Annotated in this window: 20 protein-coding genes and 1 pseudogene; 15 read left to right on the top strand and 6 right to left on the bottom strand. The window is 62.4% G+C overall.

Annotated features, from left to right (window positions below):
• Window positions 1-13 precede the first annotated feature (13 nt).
• Entirely contained in the window at window positions 14-883 is an 870-nt protein-coding gene (locus AACY13_RS08715; RefSeq protein WP_339460791.1) for a LysR substrate-binding domain-containing protein, read from the bottom strand.
• Between the two features lie 126 nt (window positions 884-1,009).
• Here AACY13_RS08715 and AACY13_RS08710 point away from each other — a divergent pair, with 126 nt between their 5' ends.
• From AACY13_RS08710 to AACY13_RS08700, 3 genes and pseudogenes are all read left to right on the top strand, one after another.
• Window positions 1,010-2,218 carry an MFS transporter gene (locus AACY13_RS08710; RefSeq protein WP_339460789.1) on the top strand — a complete coding sequence of 403 codons (1,209 nt, stop codon included), beginning with the start codon at window positions 1,010-1,012 and terminating at the stop codon, window positions 2,216-2,218.
• Window positions 2,219-2,316: 98 nt separating this feature from the next.
• Window positions 2,317-2,546: pseudogene (locus AACY13_RS08705) on the top strand (UDP-2,3-diacylglucosamine diphosphatase); the annotation flags it as partial.
• Window positions 2,547-2,603: 57 nt separating this feature from the next.
• Window positions 2,604-3,938, top strand: a complete 1,335-nt coding sequence (locus AACY13_RS08700; RefSeq protein WP_339460787.1) for an SPFH domain-containing protein — start codon at window positions 2,604-2,606, stop codon at window positions 3,936-3,938.
• Window positions 3,939-3,981: 43 nt separating this feature from the next.
• Here the strand turns inward: AACY13_RS08700 and AACY13_RS08695 are convergent, their stop codons facing one another.
• Complete coding sequence (locus tag AACY13_RS08695) at window positions 3,982-4,587, bottom strand: tRNA-(ms[2]io[6]A)-hydroxylase (protein ID WP_339460786.1); 606 nt, start codon at window positions 4,585-4,587, stop codon at window positions 3,982-3,984.
• Window positions 4,588-4,848: 261 nt separating this feature from the next.
• On the opposite strand from AACY13_RS08695, the gene AACY13_RS08690 reads away from it, so the two are divergent.
• Window positions 4,849-5,712 (top strand): universal stress protein, encoded by an 864-nt coding sequence (locus AACY13_RS08690; RefSeq protein ID WP_339460784.1) that lies wholly within the window; start codon window positions 4,849-4,851, stop codon window positions 5,710-5,712.
• A 62-nt stretch (window positions 5,713-5,774) separates the two neighbouring features.
• On the opposite strand, the gene AACY13_RS08685 is transcribed toward AACY13_RS08690, so the two are convergent.
• Window positions 5,775-6,251 carry a DUF1289 domain-containing protein gene (locus AACY13_RS08685; protein WP_339460782.1) on the bottom strand — a complete coding sequence of 159 codons (477 nt, stop codon included), beginning with the start codon at window positions 6,249-6,251 and terminating at the stop codon, window positions 5,775-5,777.
• A 405-nt stretch (window positions 6,252-6,656) separates the two neighbouring features.
• Here AACY13_RS08685 and acnB point away from each other — a divergent pair, with 405 nt between their 5' ends.
• From acnB to alaC, 5 genes are all read left to right on the top strand, one after another.
• Window positions 6,657-9,266 carry a bifunctional aconitate hydratase 2/2-methylisocitrate dehydratase gene (gene acnB / locus AACY13_RS08680; protein ID WP_339460969.1) on the top strand — a complete coding sequence of 870 codons (2,610 nt, stop codon included), beginning with the start codon at window positions 6,657-6,659 and terminating at the stop codon, window positions 9,264-9,266.
• Window positions 9,267-9,416: 150 nt separating this feature from the next.
• On the top strand, window positions 9,417-9,626 hold the full coding sequence (locus AACY13_RS08675; protein ID WP_339460780.1) for a YgdI/YgdR family lipoprotein: 210 nt from the start codon (window positions 9,417-9,419) through the stop codon (window positions 9,624-9,626).
• A gap of 318 nt (window positions 9,627-9,944) precedes the next feature.
• The gene (locus AACY13_RS08670) at window positions 9,945-11,141 is read left to right on the top strand and encodes a CmpA/NrtA family ABC transporter substrate-binding protein (RefSeq protein ID WP_339460779.1); all 1,197 of its coding nucleotides are present in this window, start codon (window positions 9,945-9,947) and stop codon (window positions 11,139-11,141) included.
• A 1-nt stretch (window position 11,142) separates the two neighbouring features.
• A complete protein-coding gene (locus AACY13_RS08665) occupies window positions 11,143-11,721 on the top strand; it encodes an ANTAR domain-containing response regulator (protein ID WP_339460778.1) in 579 nt (192 codons plus the stop codon).
• A 179-nt stretch (window positions 11,722-11,900) separates the two neighbouring features.
• Window positions 11,901-13,142 (top strand): alanine transaminase, encoded by a 1,242-nt coding sequence (alaC, locus tag AACY13_RS08660; protein WP_339460776.1) that lies wholly within the window; start codon window positions 11,901-11,903, stop codon window positions 13,140-13,142.
• Between the two features lie 87 nt (window positions 13,143-13,229).
• Here alaC and AACY13_RS08655 read toward each other — a convergent pair whose 3' ends face one another.
• Entirely contained in the window at window positions 13,230-13,631 is a 402-nt protein-coding gene (locus AACY13_RS08655; protein ID WP_339460774.1) for a hypothetical protein, read from the bottom strand.
• A gap of 185 nt (window positions 13,632-13,816) precedes the next feature.
• Here AACY13_RS08655 and AACY13_RS08650 point away from each other — a divergent pair, with 185 nt between their 5' ends.
• From AACY13_RS08650 to AACY13_RS08625, 6 genes are all read left to right on the top strand, one after another.
• Entirely contained in the window at window positions 13,817-14,152 is a 336-nt protein-coding gene (locus AACY13_RS08650; RefSeq protein ID WP_339460772.1) for a transcriptional regulator, read from the top strand.
• Window positions 14,153-14,577: 425 nt separating this feature from the next.
• Window positions 14,578-15,966, top strand: coding sequence for a CmpA/NrtA family ABC transporter substrate-binding protein (locus AACY13_RS08645; RefSeq protein ID WP_339460771.1), 1,389 nt, complete (start codon window positions 14,578-14,580; stop codon window positions 15,964-15,966).
• A gap of 54 nt (window positions 15,967-16,020) precedes the next feature.
• A complete protein-coding gene (locus AACY13_RS08640) occupies window positions 16,021-17,013 on the top strand; it encodes an ABC transporter permease (protein WP_339460769.1) in 993 nt (330 codons plus the stop codon).
• Between the two features lie 15 nt (window positions 17,014-17,028).
• The gene (locus AACY13_RS08635) at window positions 17,029-17,823 is read left to right on the top strand and encodes an ABC transporter ATP-binding protein (protein ID WP_339460767.1); all 795 of its coding nucleotides are present in this window, start codon (window positions 17,029-17,031) and stop codon (window positions 17,821-17,823) included.
• Window positions 17,824-17,978: 155 nt separating this feature from the next.
• Window positions 17,979-18,668 carry a polysaccharide lyase family 7 protein gene (locus AACY13_RS08630; RefSeq protein ID WP_339460766.1) on the top strand — a complete coding sequence of 230 codons (690 nt, stop codon included), beginning with the start codon at window positions 17,979-17,981 and terminating at the stop codon, window positions 18,666-18,668.
• Window positions 18,669-18,782: 114 nt separating this feature from the next.
• Window positions 18,783-19,226, top strand: coding sequence for a thioesterase family protein (locus tag AACY13_RS08625; RefSeq protein ID WP_339460764.1), 444 nt, complete (start codon window positions 18,783-18,785; stop codon window positions 19,224-19,226).
• A 42-nt stretch (window positions 19,227-19,268) separates the two neighbouring features.
• Here AACY13_RS08625 and AACY13_RS08620 read toward each other — a convergent pair whose 3' ends face one another.
• The gene (locus tag AACY13_RS08620; RefSeq protein ID WP_339460763.1) at window positions 19,269-20,426 is read right to left on the bottom strand and encodes a trans-sulfuration enzyme family protein; all 1,158 of its coding nucleotides are present in this window, start codon (window positions 20,424-20,426) and stop codon (window positions 19,269-19,271) included.
• A gap of 156 nt (window positions 20,427-20,582) precedes the next feature.
• Window positions 20,583-21,947 carry a cystathionine beta-synthase gene (locus AACY13_RS08615; RefSeq protein ID WP_339460762.1) on the bottom strand — a complete coding sequence of 455 codons (1,365 nt, stop codon included), beginning with the start codon at window positions 21,945-21,947 and terminating at the stop codon, window positions 20,583-20,585.
• Window positions 21,948-22,496: the final 549 nt, after the last annotated feature.

Genomic DNA, 22,496 nt, shown 5'->3' with positions numbered 1-22,496 from the left:
CGCTGGTTTAACCCTACAGCGGCGGCTGCTCATAACCTCGATATTGCGGGCTTGCCTGAATGGTTTGCGCCAGGCGTTGAGTCGCCTCGTTGACCTGATCGGCGACGAACAAGGTGATATTCGTGCCCGGCAGGGGCGGCAGTCCTTCCTCGATCACCTGCAAGCCTGGCTCCAGGGTCGAACGGGGAATGATGCCCACGCCGATCCCCGCCCGTACAGCCGCCAGGACGCCAGCCCGGCTCTGGCTGGTGAAGGCGACCCGATAGGGAATTTGCGCGTCGCTCAGAACCCTGTGTGCCGAGTCGCGGTGGTAGCAGCCCTCGGCAAAGACCGCCAGCGGCAGCGGGTCGCGCTCATGAGTCGAATGGGTCTCGCTGCACACCCAGACCAACTGGTCACGAAACAAGCGCTGACCACCATCGGAAAAGGCCGGCATTTCCACCAGGGCCAGGTCCAGCTTGCCCTCGGCCACCAATGTTGCCAGGTGATGGGGGCGGTGATCGCAGATCACTTCCAGACTGGCCTCCGGGTAGCTCAGCACGAAGCTCTCCAGCAGCGGGACAAGGCTGCGGGTGGCGTACTGGTCATGGGTACCGAAGCGCACCTGGCCGCCCACATCGGCATGCTGGAAGCTGCCGAGAATACGGTCATGCAGGTTGAGCAGCTGCTGGGCACAAGACTTCAGCTGCTCCCCGGCCGGAGTCAGCCTGACCCCGTACTGACCGCGCTGCAGCAGTTCGGCCGCCACCAGGGCTTCCAGCCGCGTGAGCTGCATGCTGATGGTCGAGGGCGCGCGATGCAGGCGCTGGGCCGCAGTGGTCAGGTTCAGGGTCTCGGCGACCACGACAAAGGTGCGTAACAGAACAATGGGTAGATCGCGCATAGCAGAATTCAACTTACTTGAAGGCATCGATCAATATTTATCGTTTTAATGAACTCTGGCAAGCGGATATGTTAGCCCTCAATCCATCGCTTCCATGCGCCCGAGCGCCAACACGGAGTGTAAACAATGCGGATGCCCATCACGTTCGGCATGAACCAGATCGTCAGCCACGGTTTTGGTATGTTCCTGTTTGCCGCCCTGATGCCATTTATGCGCGAATCCATCGAGATCAGCGCCTGGCAGTTGGCAAGCATTGGTGCCCTCACCCAGCTGGCCTATCTGGGCGGTGCCATGCTCCTCGGCTTGCTCGGCCATCGCCTGGGCACACGTCGCCTGGCCCTTATCACCGGCATCACCTCGAGCACTCTGCTGCTCACCATGTCGCAGCTGCGTGATCCCATACTGATCACGCTGACCCTGACCTGCCTGGCGGCCAGTGCGGCGATCAGCTGGGGTTGCATCGTCGAAATCGTCAGCCGCTGCGCCCGTGCCGAGTCACGCTCGACCTACCTGTCCTGCGCCTCCAGCGGCACGGCCTGGGGCTACGCCCTCAATGGCCTGTTGATCCTGATAGTGGTGCCGCTGCTTGGCTGGCAGGCCAGCTGGCAGGTCGCCGGGCTATTCGGCCTGCTGGTCGTGGCCCTGACCTGGCATATGCTGCGCGATCTCAAGACTTTGCCCGTCAGCTCAGCGGCCAGCCTCGGCCCGGTCGACGCGGCGATCCCGGCCCGCCATCTGTTCGCCACCATCATCGGCGAACGCACCGCCTTGTTCGCCAGCCTGATCTGTCTGCTCGTGGGCTTTACCAGCATGCCGTTCTCCTACTGGCTCAACAGCTACCTGGATGAGCTAAGCCTGCCGGCGGCGCTGGGCGGCTACACCTGGGCAACAGTAGGAGGCACGGGCATGGTGGCCGGCTTTATCACGGGCAAGCTGGCCGACCGCAAGGGCCATGGCACCGCGCTGATGGTGATCTTCAGCGGCTTCGCCCTGGGCCTGCTGGCCTTCGTCGCGGACCCGGGTAAATTCGCCCTGGTCGCCGGCTTCGGCTATGGCCTGATGTATTTCCCGATGTGGGGCATCGTCGCCGGCTGGGTCAATCAGCATTACTCATCGACCGCGACCATGCAGATCAGCGGCATCTGCATGGTGGCTTTCGGCCTGGGCGGGACCTTGGGCAACCTGCTGGCCGGCTATATCCGTGAAACCACTGGCTCGCTGCATGACGTATTTTTGGTGTTGGCCGCCGCTTCGCTGTTGCTGGTGGCCTTGGCCATCGTCATTCTGCGCGGCGACCGCCAGGCCGCGCGGGCGGCGAAACCGGCAGCCAACTGAGTCTGCGGAATAACGGCCAACATGCCCCCTACGACGTGGCGTGAGGCGGCAGCACCGCTGTGGAAATGGACGTCTTTATCCGACCTGAGTATCACCGCGAGTTGTCGCGAGTCATGGCCGTTCATAGTGTGCGCCCGCTGATTCATGGCCACAGCCACCGCCCGTTAGCGCATGCGCTGACGGGCGACGGGCAGATGCCAGGCGCATCGTGCTCGGCGACAGGGATCGTCAGGTCTGGGCCCTGCCGGTGAAAAAACAAGGCTTTGCCCAGGTCCCATTCAGGCAAAAACTTGATGGCGCGCACAAAGTGCTGCCCTGCCCCCCTTGACGGATTTTGCGCCGCTTATCAGCATCAGCGCCCTCAAAATGCCATCAGGGACAGATCATGCCGATCAGCAAGGAACAGCTCCTCAAATACGTCATCGCACCGGTTGCGCTTATCGCACTCAGCGTCGCCACCTTCAACAGCGTGTTCTTCTATAACGAAGCCGGTTTCGCCACCCATGTGCGAACCATCTTCGGCGAGGAGAAAGTGGTCGATGACGTGGGCTATGCGACCAAATGGTTCGGCCGCGCCACCGCCTGGAAGAAGGCCCTCAGCGTGCAGTCGGTACTCACCGAAGCCCTGGCCATCGACGACAGCAGCGACAACGACTCGCTCGGCGCGACCATCGAAGCCTTCCCCATCGTGTTTCTCGGCAATGTCGACGCCAAGGTCGAGTCCTCCGCGCGCTTTCGCCTGCCGGCGGGCGAGCAATTCCTGAAGATCGCCCAGGAGTACCGCAACCCGGAAAACTTCATCAAGACCGCTCTGGTGCCGGCCATCAAGGAAACCCTGCAAGCCACCGCCTCGCTGATGAGCGCCGACGACTTCTACGCCGGGGCGCGCAGTGAATTTGCCGCCGAGTTCGAAAACCAGCTCAATGACGGCCTCTACCTGATCAAGCGCAAGGAGATTCGCGGCCCGCGCGGCCATCAGCCGAGCCAGACCGCGATTCTGCAGGCCGGCACCGAGCAGGGCGCGTTCGGCGACAACAATGTCAGCCAGTTCATCACCGAGAAGGTCATGGACAGCAAGGGCATACCGGTGCGCAAGCAACAGCAGTTCCGCAAATACGGCGTGGAAGTGGTCGAAGCACGCATCACCAACGTCGATCCCAACCCGCAGTACAAGCAGCGCATGGTCAAGGTGCAGCAAGCCCTGGCCGAACTCGCAGTGGCGCGGCAGAACCGCCTGAAGGAAGAGGAAGAGAAACTGCTGGTCACCGCCCGCGGTGAAAAGGAAGTGGAAGCGCGCCGCCAGGAAACCCTGCGCGACCAGATCGAACGCACCACCCAGGCGGAAACCGAGAAGCAACTGGCGATCATCAACGCCGAGCGCGAGAAAGGCCGTGCCGAGATCGAGAAACAGACCGCCGAACTGCTGCGCGATAAAGCGGCGATCACCGCCGATGCGACGAAGATCACCGCCGACGCCGAGGCTCATGCCCGCGAAGCGGTGATCAAGGCCGACGGCGCGCTGCAACCCAAACTCGATGCCCTGATCGCGATCAACAAGGTCTGGGCCGAGGCCGCCGCCCGGGCACCGGTACCCAGCGTGATGATGGGCGGCGCTAGCGACGGTGCCAGCAGCCGCCAGGATGAGATCGGCCAACTGATGGGCGTACTGGCCACCAAGGCCGCGCGCGACCTATCATTGGATCTGAAAGTGCAGCAGTAAGCACCGCCCCAGGAAAAAGCGCCCAGCCGGGCGCTTTTTTGCTTTAGAGCGCCGGCACGCCGCTATGAAAGCGAAACTCGCTGTCCGGCGACTCGATCAGCTCGCGCTCCACCGCCCTCACCCGCTCGATGGCTTGATCGACATCCCGCGCATCACCGTACTGATAGGCCAGTTTCAGATAATGCTGAAAATGCCGCGCTTCGCTTTTCAGCAGGCCGAAATAGAACTTGCCCAGTTCTTCATCCAGATGCGGCACCAGCGCCTCGAACCGCTCGCAACTGCGCGCCTCGATAAAGGCCCCGATCACCAGGGTGTCCACCAGTTTGTGCGGCTCATGGGTGCGCACGATCTTGCGCAGGCCCGAGGCGTAGCGCGCCGCCGACACCGGGCGCAGGCCGATCTTGCGCCGCTTCATGATGCGCAGCACCTGCTCATGGTGCACCAGTTCCTCACGGGCCAGGCGCGACATGGCATTAAGCAGGTCGACATAGGTGCTGTACTTGGCCATCAGGCTCAGGGCCGTGCTGGCGGCCTTGAATTCACAGTTCTTGTGATCGATCAGCAGGGTCTGCTGATCGGCCAGCGCGGCGGTGATCCAGGCATCCGGCGTGCGGCAACCGAGAAACGCGTGGATTTCCGGCAGACTCATGGGTACCCCTCAGGAGCCAGACAGCGACATGCAAGCGGGCAAGCCCTCGGCACACGGATAGAACAGAGCAACAGATAATCGGTTTCGGCTAACAGATACATAAATTCACAAAATCAGACCGGCGGGAGTGATACAGCTAGAGCACGGCCATTATACGAATGGGCGCGCGAACCACCACTCGATTGACACCGATCAAGTAGCAACCGAGCGACAGCAATCTATAGTGATAAACAGTACAACTGACTGCACATGGAGATGATCATGCAAGCTATTCGCAGCATTCTGGTGGTAATGGAACCCGAACGGCCAGAAGGGCTGGCTCTGAAACGCGCCAAACTGATTGCTGGCGTTACCCAGTCACATCTGCACTTGCTGGTATGCGACAAGAAAAATGATCACACCACCTACCTTAAGGATCTGACCGGCCAACTCGGCAGCGAAGGCTTCAGCGCCTCCAGTCAGCAGTCATGGCATGAGAACCTGCACCAGACCATCATCAGCGTGCAGCAGGCCGAGGGCTGCGGCCTGGTGATCAAGCAGCATTACCCGGACAACCCGCTGAAAAAAGCCCTGCTCACCCCGGATGACTGGAAGCTGCTGCGCTACTGCCCCGGCCCGGTGCTGATGGTTAAAACCGACAAACCCTGGGCTGACAGCGTGGTCCTGGCAGCGGTCGATGTGGGTAATGCCGACGGCGAGCACCGCACCCTGCATACCAGCATCGTCAGCCATGGTTTCGATATCGCGGCCCTGGCCAAGGCCGAACTACACGTGATCAGCGCCCACCCGGCCCCCATGCTTTCGGCTGCCGACCCGACCTTTCAGCTCAAGGAAACCATCGAGGCGCGCTATCGCGACCAGTGCAAGGCCTTCCAGGCCGAGTACGAGATTGCCGATGAACGCCTGCACATCGCCGAAGGCCCGGCCGATGTACTGATTCCGCAGATGGCCCACCGACTCAATGCCGGGGTCACGGTGATCGGCACCGTGGCGCGCACCGGGATTTCCGGGGCCCTGATCGGCAATACCGCCGAGGTGATTCTCGACTCGCTGGAAAGCGATGTGCTGGTACTCAAGCCCGATGAAATCATTGCCCACCTTGAAGAGCTGGTGGCACAGCACTGACCCATTGTGCAGCGCAACAAAAAGCCGCCTGAATAGGCGGCTTTTTCATCCAATATCTTCGATCAGGCTCTTGTCTCAAGGCCTTCGAGCAGAAAGCGCGGCGCGATATAGCGCTCGTAGTGGGCCTCGGAGAGCAGAAAGAACTCCCGGTCGATGGCATCGCGCAACTCGGGCAAGCCCCAGTCGCGGAACTCCGGCAGCAACGCCATACCGTAGGCATCCAGCTGGCTGATCACCCGCGCACCACGGGCAATCAGCTGATAAGCCCAGCAATAGGGCGACTGCTGCGGCACGAAGCGGATCTTGCGCTGTTCCAACTGGATACGCAGGCGCTGCGCATCGAAAACCTCCAGCTTGGCCGCCATCACCTGTACCAGCAGCACTTCCAGGCGCAGCCATACCGCATGTTTTTCCTCGTCGCTGTAGCCATTCCAGTGGATCACCTCATGGTGGAAGCGCTTGCAGCCACGGCACACCAGATCGCCGTAAACAGTGGAGCACAGGCCGACACAAGGGGTTTTGATACGTTGGTTGGACATGGCAAAGGGGATTGAGGCTGGCGGAGAGGCTGGCATCTTAGCCCTTTGTCTAAGGCAGATCACCCCCATATAAGCGGGGCCTTTGGCTTAACTTTATAAAAGCTTTCCAGTAGAATCGGCCCGCCTTTAATAGGCAGCAATGTCCGTTGGAAGCTGTTTTCAAAGCGTCACGAGCACAGTCAATCCTGCAGGTTCGATGTTGGTGCCGGCCCTTGAGTCCCATTCAAGAGTCGGCACCAGCCCTCATCCAGCCCGTCCTGCCGGCGTAAAACTTTGAAAACAGCTTCTGCAAGAAAGCAGCGAAACCTCGGCTGAGGGGCCCATAAAGCCGCGAAGCGCCTGGTTCGTTGTTTTCTGGATCGCGTCCCGGACAACCCTTTGGGACCACTGATGAGGGTAATAACTGTGCTTGAAGCCTATCGCAAACATGTAGCAGAGCGTGCCGCTCAGGGTATCGTGCCCCAGCCGCTGAACGCCGAACAAACCGCAGGCCTGATCGAGCTGCTGAAAAACCCGCCAGCAGGCGAAGAAGCTTTCCTGCTCGACCTGATCACCAACCGCGTACCGCCAGGCGTCGACGAAGCCGCCTACGTCAAGGCCGGTTTCCTCTCTGCCATTGCCAAAGGCGAAGCCTCCTCCCCGCTGATCAGCAAGCAACACGCCGTTGAATTGCTCGGCACCATGCAGGGCGGCTATAACATCGCCACCCTGGTCGAGCTGCTCGACGACAGCGAACTGGCTGCCGTGACTGCCGAACAACTGAAGCACACCCTGCTGATGTTCGACGCCTTCCACGACGTCGCGGAAAAAGCCAAGAACGGCAACGTTCACGCCAAAGGCGTGCTGCAATCCTGGGCTGACGGCGAGTGGTTCAAGAACCGCCCGACCCTGGCCGACAAGATCAGCCTGCGCGTGTTCAAGGTCACCGGCGAAACCAACACCGACGACTTGTCCCCGGCTCCCGATGCCTGGTCGCGCCCGGATATCCCGTTGCACGCCCTGGCCATGCTGAAAATGGCCCGTGACGGCATCGTGCCGGACGAACAAGGCGTTACTGGCCCGATGAAACAAATCGAAGCCATGCGCGGCGAAGGTTTCCCGATTGCTTACGTCGGCGACGTGGTCGGTACCGGCTCCTCGCGCAAATCCGCCACCAACTCGGTGCTGTGGTTCTTCGGCGACGACGTGCCGAACGTGCCGAACAAGCGCGCGGGTGGCTTCTGCTTCGGTAACAAGATCGCCCCGATCTTCTACAACACCATGGAAGATGCCGGCGCCCTGCCGATCGAATTCGACGTATCCAACATGCACATGGGCGACGTGATCGACCTGTACCCGCATGCTGGCAAAGTCTGCAAGCACGGCACCGATGAAGTACTGACCACCTTCGAAATGAAGACCCCGGTACTGCTCGACGAAGTCCGCGCTGGCGGCCGTATCCCGCTGATCATCGGTCGCGGCCTGACCGAGAAAGCGCGCGCCGAACTGGGCCTGGGCCCAACCGACCTGTTCAAGCTGCCTGAGCCGCCTGCCGCCAGCACCAAGGGTTTCACCCTGGCGCAGAAGATGGTCGGCAAGGCCTGCGGTTTGGCGGAAGGCCAAGGCGTGCGCCCTGGCACCTACTGCGAACCGAAGATGACTACCGTCGGCTCCCAGGACACCACTGGCCCGATGACCCGCGACGAGCTGAAAGACCTGGCGTGCCTGGGCTTCTCCGCCGACCTGGTGATGCAGTCGTTCTGCCACACCGCGGCTTATCCGAAGCCGATCGACGTCACCACCCACCACACCCTGCCGGATTTCATCCGCACCCGTGGCGGCGTGTCCCTGCGTCCTGGCGACGGCATCATCCACAGCTGGCTGAACCGCATGCTGCTGCCGGACACCGTCGGTACCGGTGGCGACTCGCACACCCGCTTCCCGATCGGCATCTCCTTCCCGGCCGGTTCCGGCCTGGTCGCCTTCGCCGCTGCCACCGGCGTTATGCCGCTGGACATGCCGGAATCGGTACTGGTGCGCTTCAAGGGCAAACTGCAACCGGGCATCACCCTGCGTGACCTGGTCCATGCCATCCCTTACGTGGCCATCCAGAAAGGCCTGCTGACCGTCGAGAAGAAAGGCAAGATCAACGCCTTCTCCGGCCGCATCCTGGAAATCGAAGGCCTGGACGAGCTGACCGTCGAGCAGGCGTTCGAGCTGTCCGATGCTTCGGCTGAGCGTTCCGCTGCAGGCTGCACCATCAAGCTGCCGGAAAAAGCCATCGCCGAATACCTGCAGTCCAACATCACCCTGCTGCGCTGGATGATCAGCGAAGGCTACGGCGATGCACGCACCATGGAGCGTCGCGCCCAAGCGATGGAAGCCTGGTTGGCCGATCCGAAGCTGATGGAAGCTGACAAGGACGCCGAGTACGCCGAAATCATCGAAATCGACCTGGCCGACATCAACGAGCCGGTTCTCTGCGCACCGAACGACCCGGACGATGCTCGTCTGCTGTCCTCCGTTCAGGGCGAGAAGATCGACGAAGTGTTTATCGGTTCGTGCATGACCAACATCGGTCACTTCCGCGCTGCCGGTAAGTTGCTGGAGAAAGTCGAAGGCACCCTGCCGACTCGTCTGTGGCTGTCGCCGCCGACCAAGATGGACCAGCATCAGCTGACCGAAGAAGGCTACTACGGCATCTACGGCAAAGCCGGCGCGCGCATGGAAATGCCGGGCTGCTCGCTGTGCATGGGTAACCAGGCACGCGTTGAGGCGAACTCCACCGTGGTTTCGACCTCCACCCGTAACTTCCCCAACCGTCTGGGCGATGGTGCCAACGTTTACCTGGCTTCGGCCGAGCTGGCCGCTGTTGCAGCGATCACCGGCAAACTGCCGAGTGTTGAGGAATACATGGTCTACGCGAAGAAAATCGACACCATGGCAGCGGACGTTTACCGCTACCTGAGTTTCGACCAGATCGCCGAGTTCCGTGAAGCCGCTGCGAACGCCCAGATCCCGGTCGTTCAAGCCTAACGAAACAACGCATCGCGCTGCACTTGTAAAGAGCAGCCCCGCCTTGTGCGGGGCTTCTCTTTACGCGCCAATTGCACAGAGCAAAGCCAAACGGCTACCTTCTGCGCCTGGCGGTACCATAACGCACCACATCACCATAAGGAGAAGTCCATGAAGCACGGAATCATTGTTGCACTGTGCCTGCTCAGTCTGGCCGGCTGCAGCAGCGAATACATCATCAGCACCACCGACGGCCAGCTGCTGACCAGCGATGGCAAGCCGCGCCTGGATAAAGACACCGGAATGATCGAGTTCACCGACAGTGAAGGACGCGAACAGCAGATCCCGCAAAGCAATGTCAAGCAGATGCTCGAACGCTGAAATCGCACCCGCAACACATTAATGCCGCTCACTTTCCCTAAGTGAGCGGCATTTTTTATAGCCCCGGCTTTTAGCGCTCGCCTACAGCGAACCGGCCATACCGCAGCAGGTGTAGTCCGGGGAGATTCTTGCGCCATCATCACCGACGTGGCGGCCTCCAGCGAGCGCACCGCAACCCTGGCATATGCCTTGCTTTGCTATAGCCAGCTAAGTCCTTCCAACGGCGGAAACGACTTGATAGACAATGGTGTCGTCCCAATCGCTGACTAGATCAGCCGTTGGCACGGCACTTTTTTGCGTGAACCAAGGAAAAGCACCATGAGCGAGCACGATATCAGCCGCAGTGACGTACCGGAAAAGCGTGTACTGAATATCGGCTTTATGGCCCTGACCGACGCGGCATCGGTGATCGTCGCCGCCACCCAGGGCTTTGCCGAGAAACACGGCCTGACCCTCAACCTGCAGCGCCAGGCCTCCTGGGCCACCTTGCGCGACAAGTTGCTGAGCGGTGAGCTGGATGCGGCGCACAGCCTCTACGGCATGATTTACGGCGTACAGCTGGGGCTCGGCGGCGCACCTGCCACCGACATGGCGATTTTGATGGGGCTGAACCACAATGGTCAGAGCATCAACCTGTCGCCGGCCCTGCAGGCGGCTGGCGTGTGCAGCGGCGAAGCACTGGCCTCACGCGCGCACCAGGGCGGTGCAAAACTGACCTTCGCTCAGACCTTCCCCACTGGGACCCATGCCATGTGGCTCTATTACTGGCTGGCGAGCCAAGGCATTCATCCGCTTCAGGACGTCGACAGCGTGGTGGTGCCGCCGCCGCAGATGCTGGCGCACCTCAAGGCGCAGCGCATCGACGGTTTCTGCGTCGGCGAACCCTGGAGCGCCCAGGCGGTGGACGAACAGCTTGGCTGCACCCTGGCCACCAGCCAGTCGATCTGGCCGGATCACCCGGAGAAAGTCCTGGGCTGCACCCGTAGCTTCGTCGAACAGCATCCCAATGCTGCCCGCGCCCTGGTCATGGCTGTCCTGGAGGCCAGCCGCTTTATCGACGAGAGCGAGGAAAACAAACGCAGCACCGCGCAGCTGCTCAGCGGTAGCGACTATGTCGATGCGCCGTTGTCGGCCATCCAGCCGCGTTTTCTCGGCCAGTACCAGGACGGCCTCGGCCATGCCTGGCTGGACCCGCATCCGCTGCGCTTCCATGCCGACGGCCTGGTGAATATGCCCTACCTGTCGGACGGCATCTGGTTTATGACCCAGTTCCGCCGTTGGGGCCTGCTGCGCGACGATCCCGACTACCTCGCGCTGGCCCGCCAGGTGCAGCAGCTTGAGCTGTACAGCCAGGCAGCCGCCGCTTTGGGTATCCAGGTACCGGATGCCATGCGCAGCAGTCGACTGCTCGATGGAAAAACCTGGGACGGCAGCGATCCGGCAGAATATGCCCGCAGTTTTGCCCTCAACGCCCTGGCCGAAAACGCCGCGGCCGCCCTAGAAGAGAGCCTCTGAGATGCTGCGTATTTTGCTGATCAACGACACGCCAAAAAAGGTCGGCCGGCTGAAAACCGCCCTGATCGAGGCCGGCTTCGAGGTCATCGACGAGTCCGGCCTGACCATCGACCTGCCGGAACGGGTCGAGGCGGTACGCCCCGACGTGATCCTGATCGACACCGAGTCCCCCAGCCGCGACGTGATGGAACAGGTGGTACTGGTCAGTCGCGACCAGCCGCGCCCCATCGTCATGTTCACCGACGAGCATGACCCAGGCGTGATGCGCCAGGCGATCCAGAGCGGAGTTAGCGCTTACATCGTCGAAGGCATCCATGCCCAGCGCCTGCAACCCATCCTCGATGTGGCCATGGCGCGTTTCGAGAGCGACCAGGCCCTGCGCGCCCAGTTGCAGGCCCGCGACGCCCAACTGGCCGAGCGCAAAAGAATCGAACTGGCCAAGGGCCTGCTGATGAAAATGAAATCCTGCAACGAAGAAGAGGCCTATACCCTGATGCGCCGTCAGGCCATGAGCCGCCAGCAGAAACTGGTGCAGGTCGCCGAGCAGATCATCGCCATGCACGACATGCTGGGCGGCTAAAGCCCGGCCTGCAGGAGCCGGCTTACTGGCGATTGGCGGCTATCACCAGCAAGCTGGTTCTACAGAGCGCATTCAGCCTCTCGACAGACCCTACCCTTCCCGCTTATCTTCGCCACCTGGCCAGCGCACTGGCCAACGTCGCTCGGACGGTTCCGGGCGCTTACGTTTCCGAGGAAAGCATGGCTGACCAAGCTCCGCGCCGCTTTGCGCGCATCGATCGACTCCCCCCTTACGTATTCAACATCACCGCCGAGCTGAAGATGGCCGCGCGTCGCCGTGGCGAAGACATCATCGACTTCAGCATGGGCAACCCGGATGGCCCCACGCCGCCGCATATCGTCGAGAAGCTGGTACAGGTCGCCCAACGCGACGACACCCACGGCTATTCCACTTCCCGCGGCATTCCGCGCCTGCGCCGCGCCATTTCGCGCTGGTACCAGGATCGCTATGCGGTGGAGATCGACCCGGAAAGCGAAGCCATCGTCACCATTGGCTCCAAGGAAGGTCTGGCGCATCTGATGCTGGCCACCCTGGACCATGGCGACACGGTGCTGGTGCCCAACCCCAGCTACCCGATCCATATCTACGGCGCGGTAATCGCCGGGGCGCAGGTGCGCTCGGTGCCGTTGGTTCCCGGGGTGGACTTCTTCGCCGAGCTGGAGCGGGCGATTCGCGAGTCGATCCCCAAGCCGAAGATGATGATCCTCGGTTTTCCCTCCAATCCCACCGCGCAGTGCGTGGAACTGGACTTCTTCGAACGGGTGGTGGCCCTGGCCAAGCAGTACGACGTACTGGTGATCCACGACCTGGCTTACGCCGACATCGTCTACGACGGCTGGAAGGCGCCCTCGATCATGCAGGTACCGGGAGCCAAGGACATTGCCGTGGAGTTCTTCACCCTGTCCAAGAGCTACAACATGGCGGGCTGGCGCATCGGCTTTATGGTCGGCAACAAGGAGCTGGTCAACGCCCTGGCACGGATCAAGAGCTACCACGACTACGGCACCTTTACCCCGCTGCAGGTGGCGGCCATCGCCGCCCTGGAAGGCGACCAGCAGTGCGTGCGCGATATCGCCGAACAGTACCGCCAGCGCCGGAACGTGCTGGTCAAGGGCCTGCACGAGATCGGCTGGATGGTGGAAAACCCCAAGGCCTCGATGTACGTCTGGGCGAAGATTCCCGAGCAGTACGCCCACCTCGGCTCCCTGGAGTTCGCCAAGAAGCTGCTGCTGGAAGCCAAGGTCTGCGTCTCGCCCGGCATCGGTTTCGGCGATTACGGCGACGACCATGTGCGCTTTGCCATGATCGAGAACCAGGACCGTACCCGCCAGGCCATTCGCGGCATCAAGGCGATGTTCCGTGCCGATGGCCTGATCCAGCCCCCGGCTGCAAGCAAACCGCGTAAGGCCACCGATAGCTGACGGCTCGCCAGGGGCTGCCGACCCTGGCAGCAGAGCAGCCCCTGCGCCCTGCCCGCGCGCGTGTCGTGCCGGCAGGGCGCTGTCCAATCAGCTCGAATAATCCAGCACCGTCCATACCCGACTGAGGCCGTCGCCAATCACGCAGCCACTCTGGCTCAGCTGGCTGCGACTGCTGTTGCTGTGCAGCGACATCAGCGTGGTGCTGCCATCGGCGGCATCCGAGCGCTCGCTCAGCCACTGCACCCGGCCGCAATTGGCCGTTTCGATCACGTAACTGGCCGCGACGCGGGCGTCCCGGCTCGGCAGCCTGATCGTATCCACCACCCGACCCTGTTCCTGCACCCGCTTGCCATCGGAAACCAGCACGGCCCAGGCCTGGCCGTCCTCGATCACCAGGTAGGTGCCATTGGCCCTGGGTTGTTCCAGTTGTGGCTGGGCACAACCACTCAGCAGGCCCAGCAGCACAATTGTCATCAGCATCTGTTGCATTGTCAGTTACTCCGGCAGCGGCTTTCAGGGCCTACGGCAAGGCGGTAAATCTGGGAGACAGCCTTACTATTATCGAATACTGTTTATTTGTACAGTGTTTTTCGATTACCCTGAATCCGCTCATTACGCCAGGCCTGCAACGCTGCACACCCGGGCCACCCCAGAGATTAACCAGGAGAACGAGGATGCTGGACGTACTGCAGTTGAAGCACACGGTAAACCGCATGGCGCTGGAAAAGGTCCGTGCCACGGTCGCCGAATTGCACCTGGAAGGCATCGTCACCGAAGGCAAGACGCCGTTCTCCAGAGTGCACTTCAATACCTGTTTTGCCGAAATCGAGGCCCTGCTACAACGTGCCGGCTACCACAAGCAGCTCGATGTGGTCGGTTACCAGGGCCTGGCCTATGCCATGTTCGATCCCGCTCGCTGGGAGGCGGTGCAAGTGCTGCGCTGGCTCAAGGAGTTTGTCGAGGAGGCGCAGCCGCGATCCGCTCCCCAGCGCCAGGGACACAGGGCCTGAGGGATTTCTCCCCAGGCCGGCAGGCGAACCAAAAGCGCCCAACGCCGCTCGTGCCTGCACACCAATGGCCCATGGACACCGCAATGCGGTCCCATGGGCCAATGCCGGGGACATCTGCGCGCCAGTCTCACGACCTATAATTAATATTAAATATTAACCCCAAGCATATGATTTATATAAATATATAAATCTATCCTAGACTGTTTCTAAGTTCCGCAGGTCCATTCCTGAGGGCGGCATTGCCAGCGTTTACGCAAAACTGGCAAGCCCTTTGCATATACCTCCTCAAGACACCTACACACGTCTTCAGATCGCCAACGGCGGTGATCGGGACGAAATTGACAAAGACGTCAACGACACTCGGCCAGCTACTGGCGGGGTTGTCCGCGACGTCTTTTTTCGTTTCTGGGACCTGAGGAACCACTATGCGTAACTCCACCGCTCGCCGTTCGCTACTAAAGAAAACCCTGGCCGGACTCGGCTGTGCTGCCGTCATGCTGCTATCGCCGCTGAGCGTGCAGATCGCCCTCGCCGCCGAGGCGGAAAAGGACGAGCTGAAATTCGGCTTTATCAAACTGACCGATATGGCCCCGCTGGCCATCGCTTACGAGAAAGGCTTCTTCGAGGATGAAGGCTTGTACGTCACCCTGGAGGCCCAGGCCAACTGGAAGGTACTACTGGATCGAGTGATCGACGGTGAACTGGACGGCGCACACATGCTCTCCGGCCAGCCGATCGGAGCCACCATAGGTTTCGGCACCAAGGCCGACGTGGTCACCGCCTTCACCATGGACCTCAACGGCAACGCCATCACCGTCTCCAATGCGGTCTGGGAGGAGATGAAGAAGCATGTGCCGATGGAAGGCGGCAAGCCGGTGCACCCGATCAAGGCCGACGCCCTGAAGCCGGTGATCGAGAAGTTCAACGCCGGCGGCAAGTCCTTCAATCTGGGCATGGTGTTCCCGGTGTCCACCCATAACTACGAACTGCGCTACTGGCTCGCCGCCGGCGGCATCCATCCGGGTTATTACGCTCCGCACAAGGGCGACATCAGCGGCCAGATCGACGCCAAGGCCCTGCTCTCGGTGACCCCACCGCCGCAGATGCCGGCCACCATGGAAGCCGGCACCATCCACGGTTACAGCGTCGGCGAGCCGTGGAACCAGGCCGCCGTGTTCAAGGGTATCGGCGTGCCGGTGGTGGCCGACTACGCCATCCGCAAAAACATGTCGGAGAAGGTCTTCGGCGTGTCCAAGAGCTGGGCCGAAGCCAATCCGGAAACCCACAAGCGCGTGGTCAAGGCGCTGATCCGCGCCGGTCAGTGGCTGGACGCGGACAACAACGCCAACCGCCAGGAAGCGGTGGAGATCCTTTCCCGTCCCGAGTACGTGGGGGCCGACGCCAAGGTGATCGCCAACTCGATGACCGGCACCTTCGAGTTCGAGAAGGGTGACAAGCGCGAGGTGCCGGATTTCAACGTGTTCTTCCGCTACCACGCCACCTACCCCTACTACTCCGATGCCGTGTGGTACCTGACGCAGATGCGCCGCTGGGGCCAGATCGCCGACGCCAAGCCGGACAGTTGGTACCTGGAGATGGCCAAGCAGGTCTACCTGCCGGCGATCTACCGCGAAGCCGCTGCCGAACTGGTGGCAGAAGGCAAGTTCAGCGCCGCTGACTTCCCACCGGCCGACGACGACGGCTTCCGTGCCCCGCTGACCGACACCATCGACGGTGTGCCTTACGACGGACGCAAGCCCAATGCCTACCTCGAGCAGTTCGAGATCGGCCTGAAAGGCGACACGCAGCTCTAATCGGCACTCCCGGAGCCGGCACCCCGGCTCCCTCCTAACCAAGAGGACAGGACGATGAGCAACCCGAGCGTCGCCACCCCGATAACCGCAACACTCAAGTCGGCGCGCAGCAGTGCGCTGCTCAAGCGCTGGGCTCCGGCCCTGATCCTGCCCATGCTGGGCATCATCGGCTTCCTGCTGTGCTGGCAGCTGCTGGCCAACAATATCCAGACCAGCCTCGGCCAGTTTCCCGGCCCGGTGCAGGTCTCCGAACAGTTCTCCGGCCTGGTCGGTGCGCACCTCAAGGAGCGCGAAAAGGCCCGGACCTTCTATGAGCGCCAGGACACGCGCAACGCCGCCCTGCTGGCGAAGAATCCGGACGCCGAGGTCAAGGTACGCATCTATACCGGCAAACCGACCTTTATCCAGCAGATCTTCACCAGCCTCTACACCGTGATGGCCGGCTTTGCCATCGCCTCGCTGATCGCCATTCCGTTGGGGATCGTCTGCGGCCTGAGCAAGGGCATCTACACCGCCATCAACCCGCTGATTCAGGTGTTCAAGCCGGTGTCGCCGCTGGCCTGGCTGCCGCTGGTGACCATGCTGGTCAGCGCCCTGTACGTCAGCGATGACCCACTGTTCGCCAAGTCCTTCCTCACCTCGGCGATCACCGTGGCGCTGTGCTGCCTGTGGCCGACGGTGATCAACACCACGGTGGGCGTGGCCGGCATCGACCAGGACCTTAACAACGTCAGCAAGGTGCTGAGCCTGTCGCCCATGTCGCATGTACGGCGCATCGTCCTGCCGGCCGCCGTGCCGATGATCTTCACCGGTCTGCGCCTGTCGCTGGGGACCGGCTGGATGGTGCTGATCGCCGCCGAGATGCTGGCGCAGAACCCCGGCCTGGGCAAATTCATCTGGGACGAGTTCCAGAACGGCAGCTCCAACTCCCTCGGGCGGATCATGGTGGCGGTAATCGTCATCGGCCTGATCGGCTTCGCCCTCGACCGTCTTATGCTCCTGCTGCAACGCCAGTTCAGCTGGGACAAGAATGCCGTACTGCGCTAATCAGGAGACTTTTCCATGAGCCATTCACACCTCGAACTCAGCGGCGTCGGCATCGATTTCCCCACCGACAAGGGCCTGTACCGCGCGCTGCAGAACGTCAACCTGCGCATCGACAAGGGCGAGTTCGTCTCCCTGATCGGCCACTCCGGCTGTGGCAAGTCCACCGTGCTGAACATCGTCGCCGGTCTGTACAAGGCCACCACTGGCGGGGTCATCCTCGACGGCCGCGAGGTCGACGAACCCGGCCCCGAGCGCGCCGTGGTGTTCCAGAACCACAGCCTGCTGCCCTGGCTGAGCTGCTACCAGAACGTCGAGCTGGCGGTGCGCCAGGTGTTCCAGGGCAAGAAATCGCGCGGTGAAATGCGCGAGTGGATCGAGCACAACCTGGAACTGGTGCATATGAGCCACGCCAAAGACAAGCGCCCCAGCGAAATCTCCGGCGGCATGAAACAGCGCATCGGCATCGCCCGCGCCCTGGCCATGCAGCCCAAGGTGTTGCTGATGGATGAACCCTTCGGCGCGCTGGATGCCCTGACCCGCGCCCACCTGCAGGACTCGCTGATGGATATCCACGCCGAACTGGGCAACACGGTGATCATGATCACCCACGATGTCGACGAGGCGGTGCTGCTGTCCGACCGCATCGTGATGATGAGCAACGGTCCGGCAGCCACCGTGGGCGATATTCTCAAGGTAGAACTGGCCCGTCCCCGCGAGCGACTGGCCCTGGCCAACGACCCGCAGTACCACGGCTACCGGGCGGCGGTGATGGAATTCCTCTACCAGCGCCAGCAGCGCCCGGCAGCTTGAGCTGTGCCGCCATCAACCCGCGGTAAGGATTGCAGCGGGTTGATAGCGGCAGGCCAGCGGCCTGACTGAGAACTGCCGATCCGATTGAACTTAATGCGCAGACGGCCACCGAAACCAAGCCATTCACAGTCGTTCAAGATCATTAAGGATCAGTCGTGCTCGATCTCACCACCTGGAACCTCTCGGTTCCCACCGACCCATCCCCCACTACCATCGAAACCCCGCGCCTGAACAACGGTTATGACAGCCAGTACTTGCGCCGCAATGACGATGGCAGTGTCACCTTCTGGGTCCCGGTAGACGGCTCGCATACCGCCGACGCCCGCTACCCGCGCAGCGAACTGCGCGAAACCCAGGCCGACGGCTCGCTGAGCAACTGGTACTACTACAGCGCCGACAACCACCTGAGCGCGGTGTTGACGGTCAATCAAGTGCCAAGCAAGGGCAAGGTCGTCATCGGCCAGATCCACAGCAAGGACGAACCCGGCAGCAACAATGATCCGCTGGCTAAACTGCAATATCACTACCTACGCGGCGTCGGTCGGCTGGAACTGCTGCTGCGCAAACGCCCGGGCGATGCAGAAGTACAGAACATTCTGCTGGCCGAGAACATCCAGCTGAACGAGCGTTTCAGCTATAAGCTGCGCATCACCTCGAGCGGCAAGCTGGGTGTCAACGTCCAGAGCAGCGAAGGCGACAAGGGCGCGCTTTATCAGCAATTAAGCGCGTACTGGGGCAAGGAACAGCTGTACTTCAAGGCGGGTGCCTATATTCAGGACAATTACGGCCCGTCCAATGAAGGCGGCCGGGTGACCTTCTATCATGTGAACACCCAACACCGTTGAGGACGAGCGAATCGCCGTGGCGGGCGGTGCATCATTCAGCGGGCCGATCGCACAAAGTCGATAAAAGCCCACGTACAATTGCGCCGCCCTATCCCGTTTGCACGAGACCTGCCCATGGCCCGCCTTAAACTCGAGTTTCCCGAAGACCAGTTCTGCTACAGCACCCACCTGACGGTACGGGTGACCGATATCAATGCGGCCAACCACCTGGGCAACGACTCGATGATCTCGATGATCTCCGAGGCGCGGGCGCGTTTTCTCTTCGAGTTCGGCATCGAGGAAACCCGCGAGGACGGCACCGGCATCATCGTCACCGACCTGGCCACCACCTACCGCGCCGAAGCTCATGCCCGCGATCAGTTGCTGTTCGAGGTCGGGGTGATGGATTTCAACAAGTACGGCGGCGACATCAGCTTCCGTATCAGCCGCCCGGCAGATGGCAGCCTGGTGGCGATGGCCAAGTCGGGCTTCGTCTTCTTCAACTACAAAACCGGCCAGGTGGTGGCGATGCCCGAGGCATTCAGCGGCCTGTTTCCCGCCGTCAATTGGCTCGACTAACCGACGGCCAGCCCGCGTGATCTCGAGGCGAACAGGCGCAGGCTAACCCGCTATCGCGGCCAAGGCCTGCTGCAAATCAGCGCGCAGATCGTCTAGGTGCTCGATGCCTACCGACAGCCGCACCAGATTGTCGCCGATGCCGAGCTGTGCGCGGCGTTCGGCGGGAATCGAGGCGTGGGTCATCTTCGCCGGCTGGCTGATCAGGCTTTCCACCCCGCCCAGGCTCTCGGCCAGGGTGAACAGTTGGGTGGCCTCGAGGAAGCGCCGGGTGCCTTCACCGTCGCTGGCCAGATTCAGGCTAATCAGGCCGCCCGCGCCGCGCATCTGGCGCAGCGCCAGTTGGTGCTGCGGGTGACTGGGCAGGCCGGGATAGAGCACCGAGGCAACCTGGGGTTGGCGCGCCAGCCAGGCGGCCAGTTCGCCGGCGTTAGCGACATGGCGTTGCAGGCGCAAAGCCAGGGTGCGCATGCCGCGCAGACAGAGGAAGCTGGAGAAGGGATCGAGGATGGCACCCACCGAGTTCTGCAGGAAGGCCAGCTGTTCGGCCAATTCCGCGCGGTCGGCGATGGCCACCAGGCCGGCGATCACGTCGGAGTGGCCGTTAAGGTACTTGGTGGCCGAGTGCACGACGATGTCGAAGCCGTGCTCCAAAGGCCGCTGCAGGTAGGGTGAGGCAAAGGTGTTGTCGGCCACGGTGAGGATGCCGCGGGCGCGACCGAGCTGGCCGACCTGGGCCAAGTCGCAGAGCTTGAGGGTCGGGTTGGTCGGGGTCTCGACCCAGATCATCCGCGTCTCGGGCCTGAGCGCGGCGGCCAGGCTGGCGGCGTCGGCGTCCGCCGGCACATAACTGACCTGCAGGCCGGAACCGGGCTTGCGCACCCGTTCCAGCAGGCGGTAGGTGCCGCCGTAAAGATCATCCACCGCGACCAGGTGGCTGCCCGCCGGCAGCAGTTCCAGCAGCGTGGCGCAGGCCGCCAGGCCGGAGGCGAAGGCGTAGCCGTGGGTGCCGCCCTCCAGCTCGGCGATGGCCCGCTCAAGCGCCTGGCGCGTGGGGTTCTGGCTGCGCCCGTACTCGTAGCCGGCGTGCACCCCGGGCGATTGCTGGCGGAAGGTCGAGGTGGCGTAGATCGGCGGCATCACCGCGCCGGTCCAGTCCGGCTCGTAGCCGGCGTGCACGGTCAGGGTTTCGAATTCGCTCATGGTGAACTCCCTTGCAGGGTTTGCCTTCTGCCACGGACTCAACTTGCCAGACCGTAGGATGGGTCGAGCCCGTAGGGTGGGTTAGCCGCGCAGCGGCGTAACCCACCGTTGATGCCGTAAGGTTCCGGCACGCCGCGAATAAAACGGTAACAGCCCCTAGCGCAGGGTCCGGCGCCAGAGGTTGAGTACGTCGCTCTTGGTGATCAGGCCGAGAAAGCGGCCGTTTTCCACGATCAGCGCCACGTGGCCTGCGTCGAAGGTCTGCAGCAGGCGTTCCAGCGGCACGTCCGGGTCGAGGGTCTGCAGGTTGCTGACCATGGCCTCGCGCACCGGTGACTGGAAATGCTCGGGGGCGTCCTTGACCGCGCGCAGCAGGTCCCATTCGTCGACCAGGCCAATCACGTCGTCGCCCTCCATCACCGGCACCTGGTCGATATCGTGGAAGCGCATGCGCCCGTAAACCGCAGACAGGGTCTCGTCGGGCTTGCAGGTGACCGTGGTGCCTTCGTCGTAACGCCGCGCGATCAGGTCGCGCAGATTGCCCTGCTTGGGCCGTTCGATCAGGCCCTGGTCGATCATCCAGTAGTCGTTGAACATCTTCGACAGGTACTTGTTGCCGCTGTCGCAGACGAAGGTCAGCACCCGTTTGGGGCTGGTCTGCTCGCGGCAGTAGCGCAAGGCGGCGGCCAGCAGGGTGCCGGACGAGGAACCGGCCAGCACGCCCTCCTCCTTGAGCAGCAGGCGCGCGGTGTGCAGGCTCTCGGCATCGCTGATGCGGTAGGCGCGCTTGACCAGGGCGAAGTCGGCGATGGCCGGCACGAAGTCCTCGCCGATGCCCTCCACCAGCCAGCTGCCGGCCTCGCCGAACTGGCCGGTCTCCACGTAGTCGGCCAGCACCGAGCCTGCCGGGTCGGCCAGGACCATCTCGACGCCTGGCGCGACCTTCTGGAAGAAATGGGTCAGGCCGCCGAGGGTGCCACCCGAGCCGACGCCGACCACCACCGCATCGAGGCGCTGCTCCATCTGCCGCCAGATCTCCGGGCCGGTGCCGCTCTCGTGGGCCCAGGCATTGGCCGGGTTGTTGAACTGGTCGATGTAGAAAGCGCCCGGCATCTGTGCGGCGATGCTGCGCGCCAGGTCCTGGTAGTAGTCGGGATGGCCCTTGCCGACATCCGAGCGGGTCAGGCGCACCTCGGCACCGAGGGCCTTGAGGTGGAAGATCTTCTCGCGGCTCATCTTGTCCGGCACCACCAGCAGCATGTGGTAGCCCTTCTGCGCGGCGACCAGGGCCAGACCCAGGCCGGTGTTGCCGGCGGTGGCTTCGATGATGGTGCCGCCGGGTTGCAGCTGGCCGCTTTTTTCCGCGGCCTCGATCATGGTCAGGGCGATGCGGTCCTTGATCGAGCCACCGGGGTTCTGGTTTTCCAGCTTGACGAATAGCTGGCAGGGGCCGCTGTCGAGGTGGGTCAGCGGCAGGATCGGCGTGTTGCCGATCATCTCGAGCAAGGGATTGCTGGACATGGGCGTGGCCTCTTGTGCAGAGCTGCCGAGTCGGTGCGGTCCTGGCGGCCCGCACGCTGGCCGAGGCCCAGACGACGCCAGGTTACGGCGCAAGGGCCATGCCTTAAGTTATAGGCACTTCCCCGGTTCATGGCCAGCTACGGTCGGCCACAAGGCTTTGCTTGGTTCCACCAGCAAGGCCCCGGCCCGGCAGGCCTGCAAGGCGCTCCTCGCGCTCAGAACGGCGTTACCACGGTCCCCTGCGGTTCTGCTGCAGCTGGTCGCCAGAATTCTGGACGGCCACAGCCGCTTCGTGGACAGGGTGCTGGGAAAACGGTCAGGGGTGCCGAGCATCCGCGCGAACCTGTCCTTGCGTGAATTGACAGCGTCGAGCCGGCTGCCCGTCGCCGATAGCCTATGGGCTGAGCGCTGCCGGGCACCGCCACAGTTCCTCCCCTATACTCCTTGCAGCCTGGCTCGTCGTCTTGGGCATAACACCAGCGTGGCCCGGCAGGTGTAAGGGGGGTGAACTCCCCCGCTAGTGTTTGGCAGGATGTTTTTGTGTCGCCC

This window comes from Pseudomonas sp. EA_105y_Pfl2_R69 (assembly GCF_963970915.1).
In the GTDB taxonomy this organism is placed as follows: Bacteria; Pseudomonadota; Gammaproteobacteria; order Pseudomonadales; family Pseudomonadaceae; genus Aquipseudomonas.
This window is presented reverse-complemented; position numbering and strand designations above follow the sequence as displayed.

Excerpts from the sequence above, each read along its gene's own strand:
- AACY13_RS08645 (WP_339460771.1), top strand. The coding sequence starts at position 14,578 with ATGCGTAACTCCACCGCTCGCCGTTCGCTACTAAAGAAAACCCTGGCC.
- AACY13_RS08690 (WP_339460784.1), top strand. The coding sequence starts at position 4,849 with ATGCAAGCTATTCGCAGCATTCTGGTGGTAATGGAACCCGAACGGCCA.
- AACY13_RS08670 (WP_339460779.1), top strand. The coding sequence starts at position 9,945 with ATGAGCGAGCACGATATCAGCCGCAGTGACGTACCGGAAAAGCGTGTA.
- AACY13_RS08625 (WP_339460764.1), top strand. The coding sequence starts at position 18,783 with ATGGCCCGCCTTAAACTCGAGTTTCCCGAAGACCAGTTCTGCTACAGC.
- AACY13_RS08655 (WP_339460774.1), bottom strand. The coding sequence starts at position 13,631 with ATGCAACAGATGCTGATGACAATTGTGCTGCTGGGCCTGCTGAGTGGT.
- AACY13_RS08615 (WP_339460762.1), bottom strand. The coding sequence starts at position 21,947 with ATGTCCAGCAATCCCTTGCTCGAGATGATCGGCAACACGCCGATCCTG.
- AACY13_RS08700 (WP_339460787.1), top strand. The coding sequence starts at position 2,604 with ATGCCGATCAGCAAGGAACAGCTCCTCAAATACGTCATCGCACCGGTT.
- AACY13_RS08675 (WP_339460780.1), top strand. The coding sequence starts at position 9,417 with ATGAAGCACGGAATCATTGTTGCACTGTGCCTGCTCAGTCTGGCCGGC.
- AACY13_RS08640 (WP_339460769.1), top strand. The coding sequence starts at position 16,021 with ATGAGCAACCCGAGCGTCGCCACCCCGATAACCGCAACACTCAAGTCG.
- AACY13_RS08715 (WP_339460791.1), bottom strand. The coding sequence starts at position 883 with ATGCGCGATCTACCCATTGTTCTGTTACGCACCTTTGTCGTGGTCGCC.
- AACY13_RS08685 (WP_339460782.1), bottom strand. The coding sequence starts at position 6,251 with ATGTCCAACCAACGTATCAAAACCCCTTGTGTCGGCCTGTGCTCCACT.
- AACY13_RS08650 (WP_339460772.1), top strand. The coding sequence starts at position 13,817 with ATGCTGGACGTACTGCAGTTGAAGCACACGGTAAACCGCATGGCGCTG.
- AACY13_RS08665 (WP_339460778.1), top strand. The coding sequence starts at position 11,143 with ATGCTGCGTATTTTGCTGATCAACGACACGCCAAAAAAGGTCGGCCGG.
- AACY13_RS08710 (WP_339460789.1), top strand. The coding sequence starts at position 1,010 with ATGCGGATGCCCATCACGTTCGGCATGAACCAGATCGTCAGCCACGGT.
- alaC (WP_339460776.1), top strand. The coding sequence starts at position 11,901 with ATGGCTGACCAAGCTCCGCGCCGCTTTGCGCGCATCGATCGACTCCCC.
- AACY13_RS08695 (WP_339460786.1), bottom strand. The coding sequence starts at position 4,587 with ATGAGTCTGCCGGAAATCCACGCGTTTCTCGGTTGCCGCACGCCGGAT.
- AACY13_RS08620 (WP_339460763.1), bottom strand. The coding sequence starts at position 20,426 with ATGAGCGAATTCGAAACCCTGACCGTGCACGCCGGCTACGAGCCGGAC.
- AACY13_RS08635 (WP_339460767.1), top strand. The coding sequence starts at position 17,029 with ATGAGCCATTCACACCTCGAACTCAGCGGCGTCGGCATCGATTTCCCC.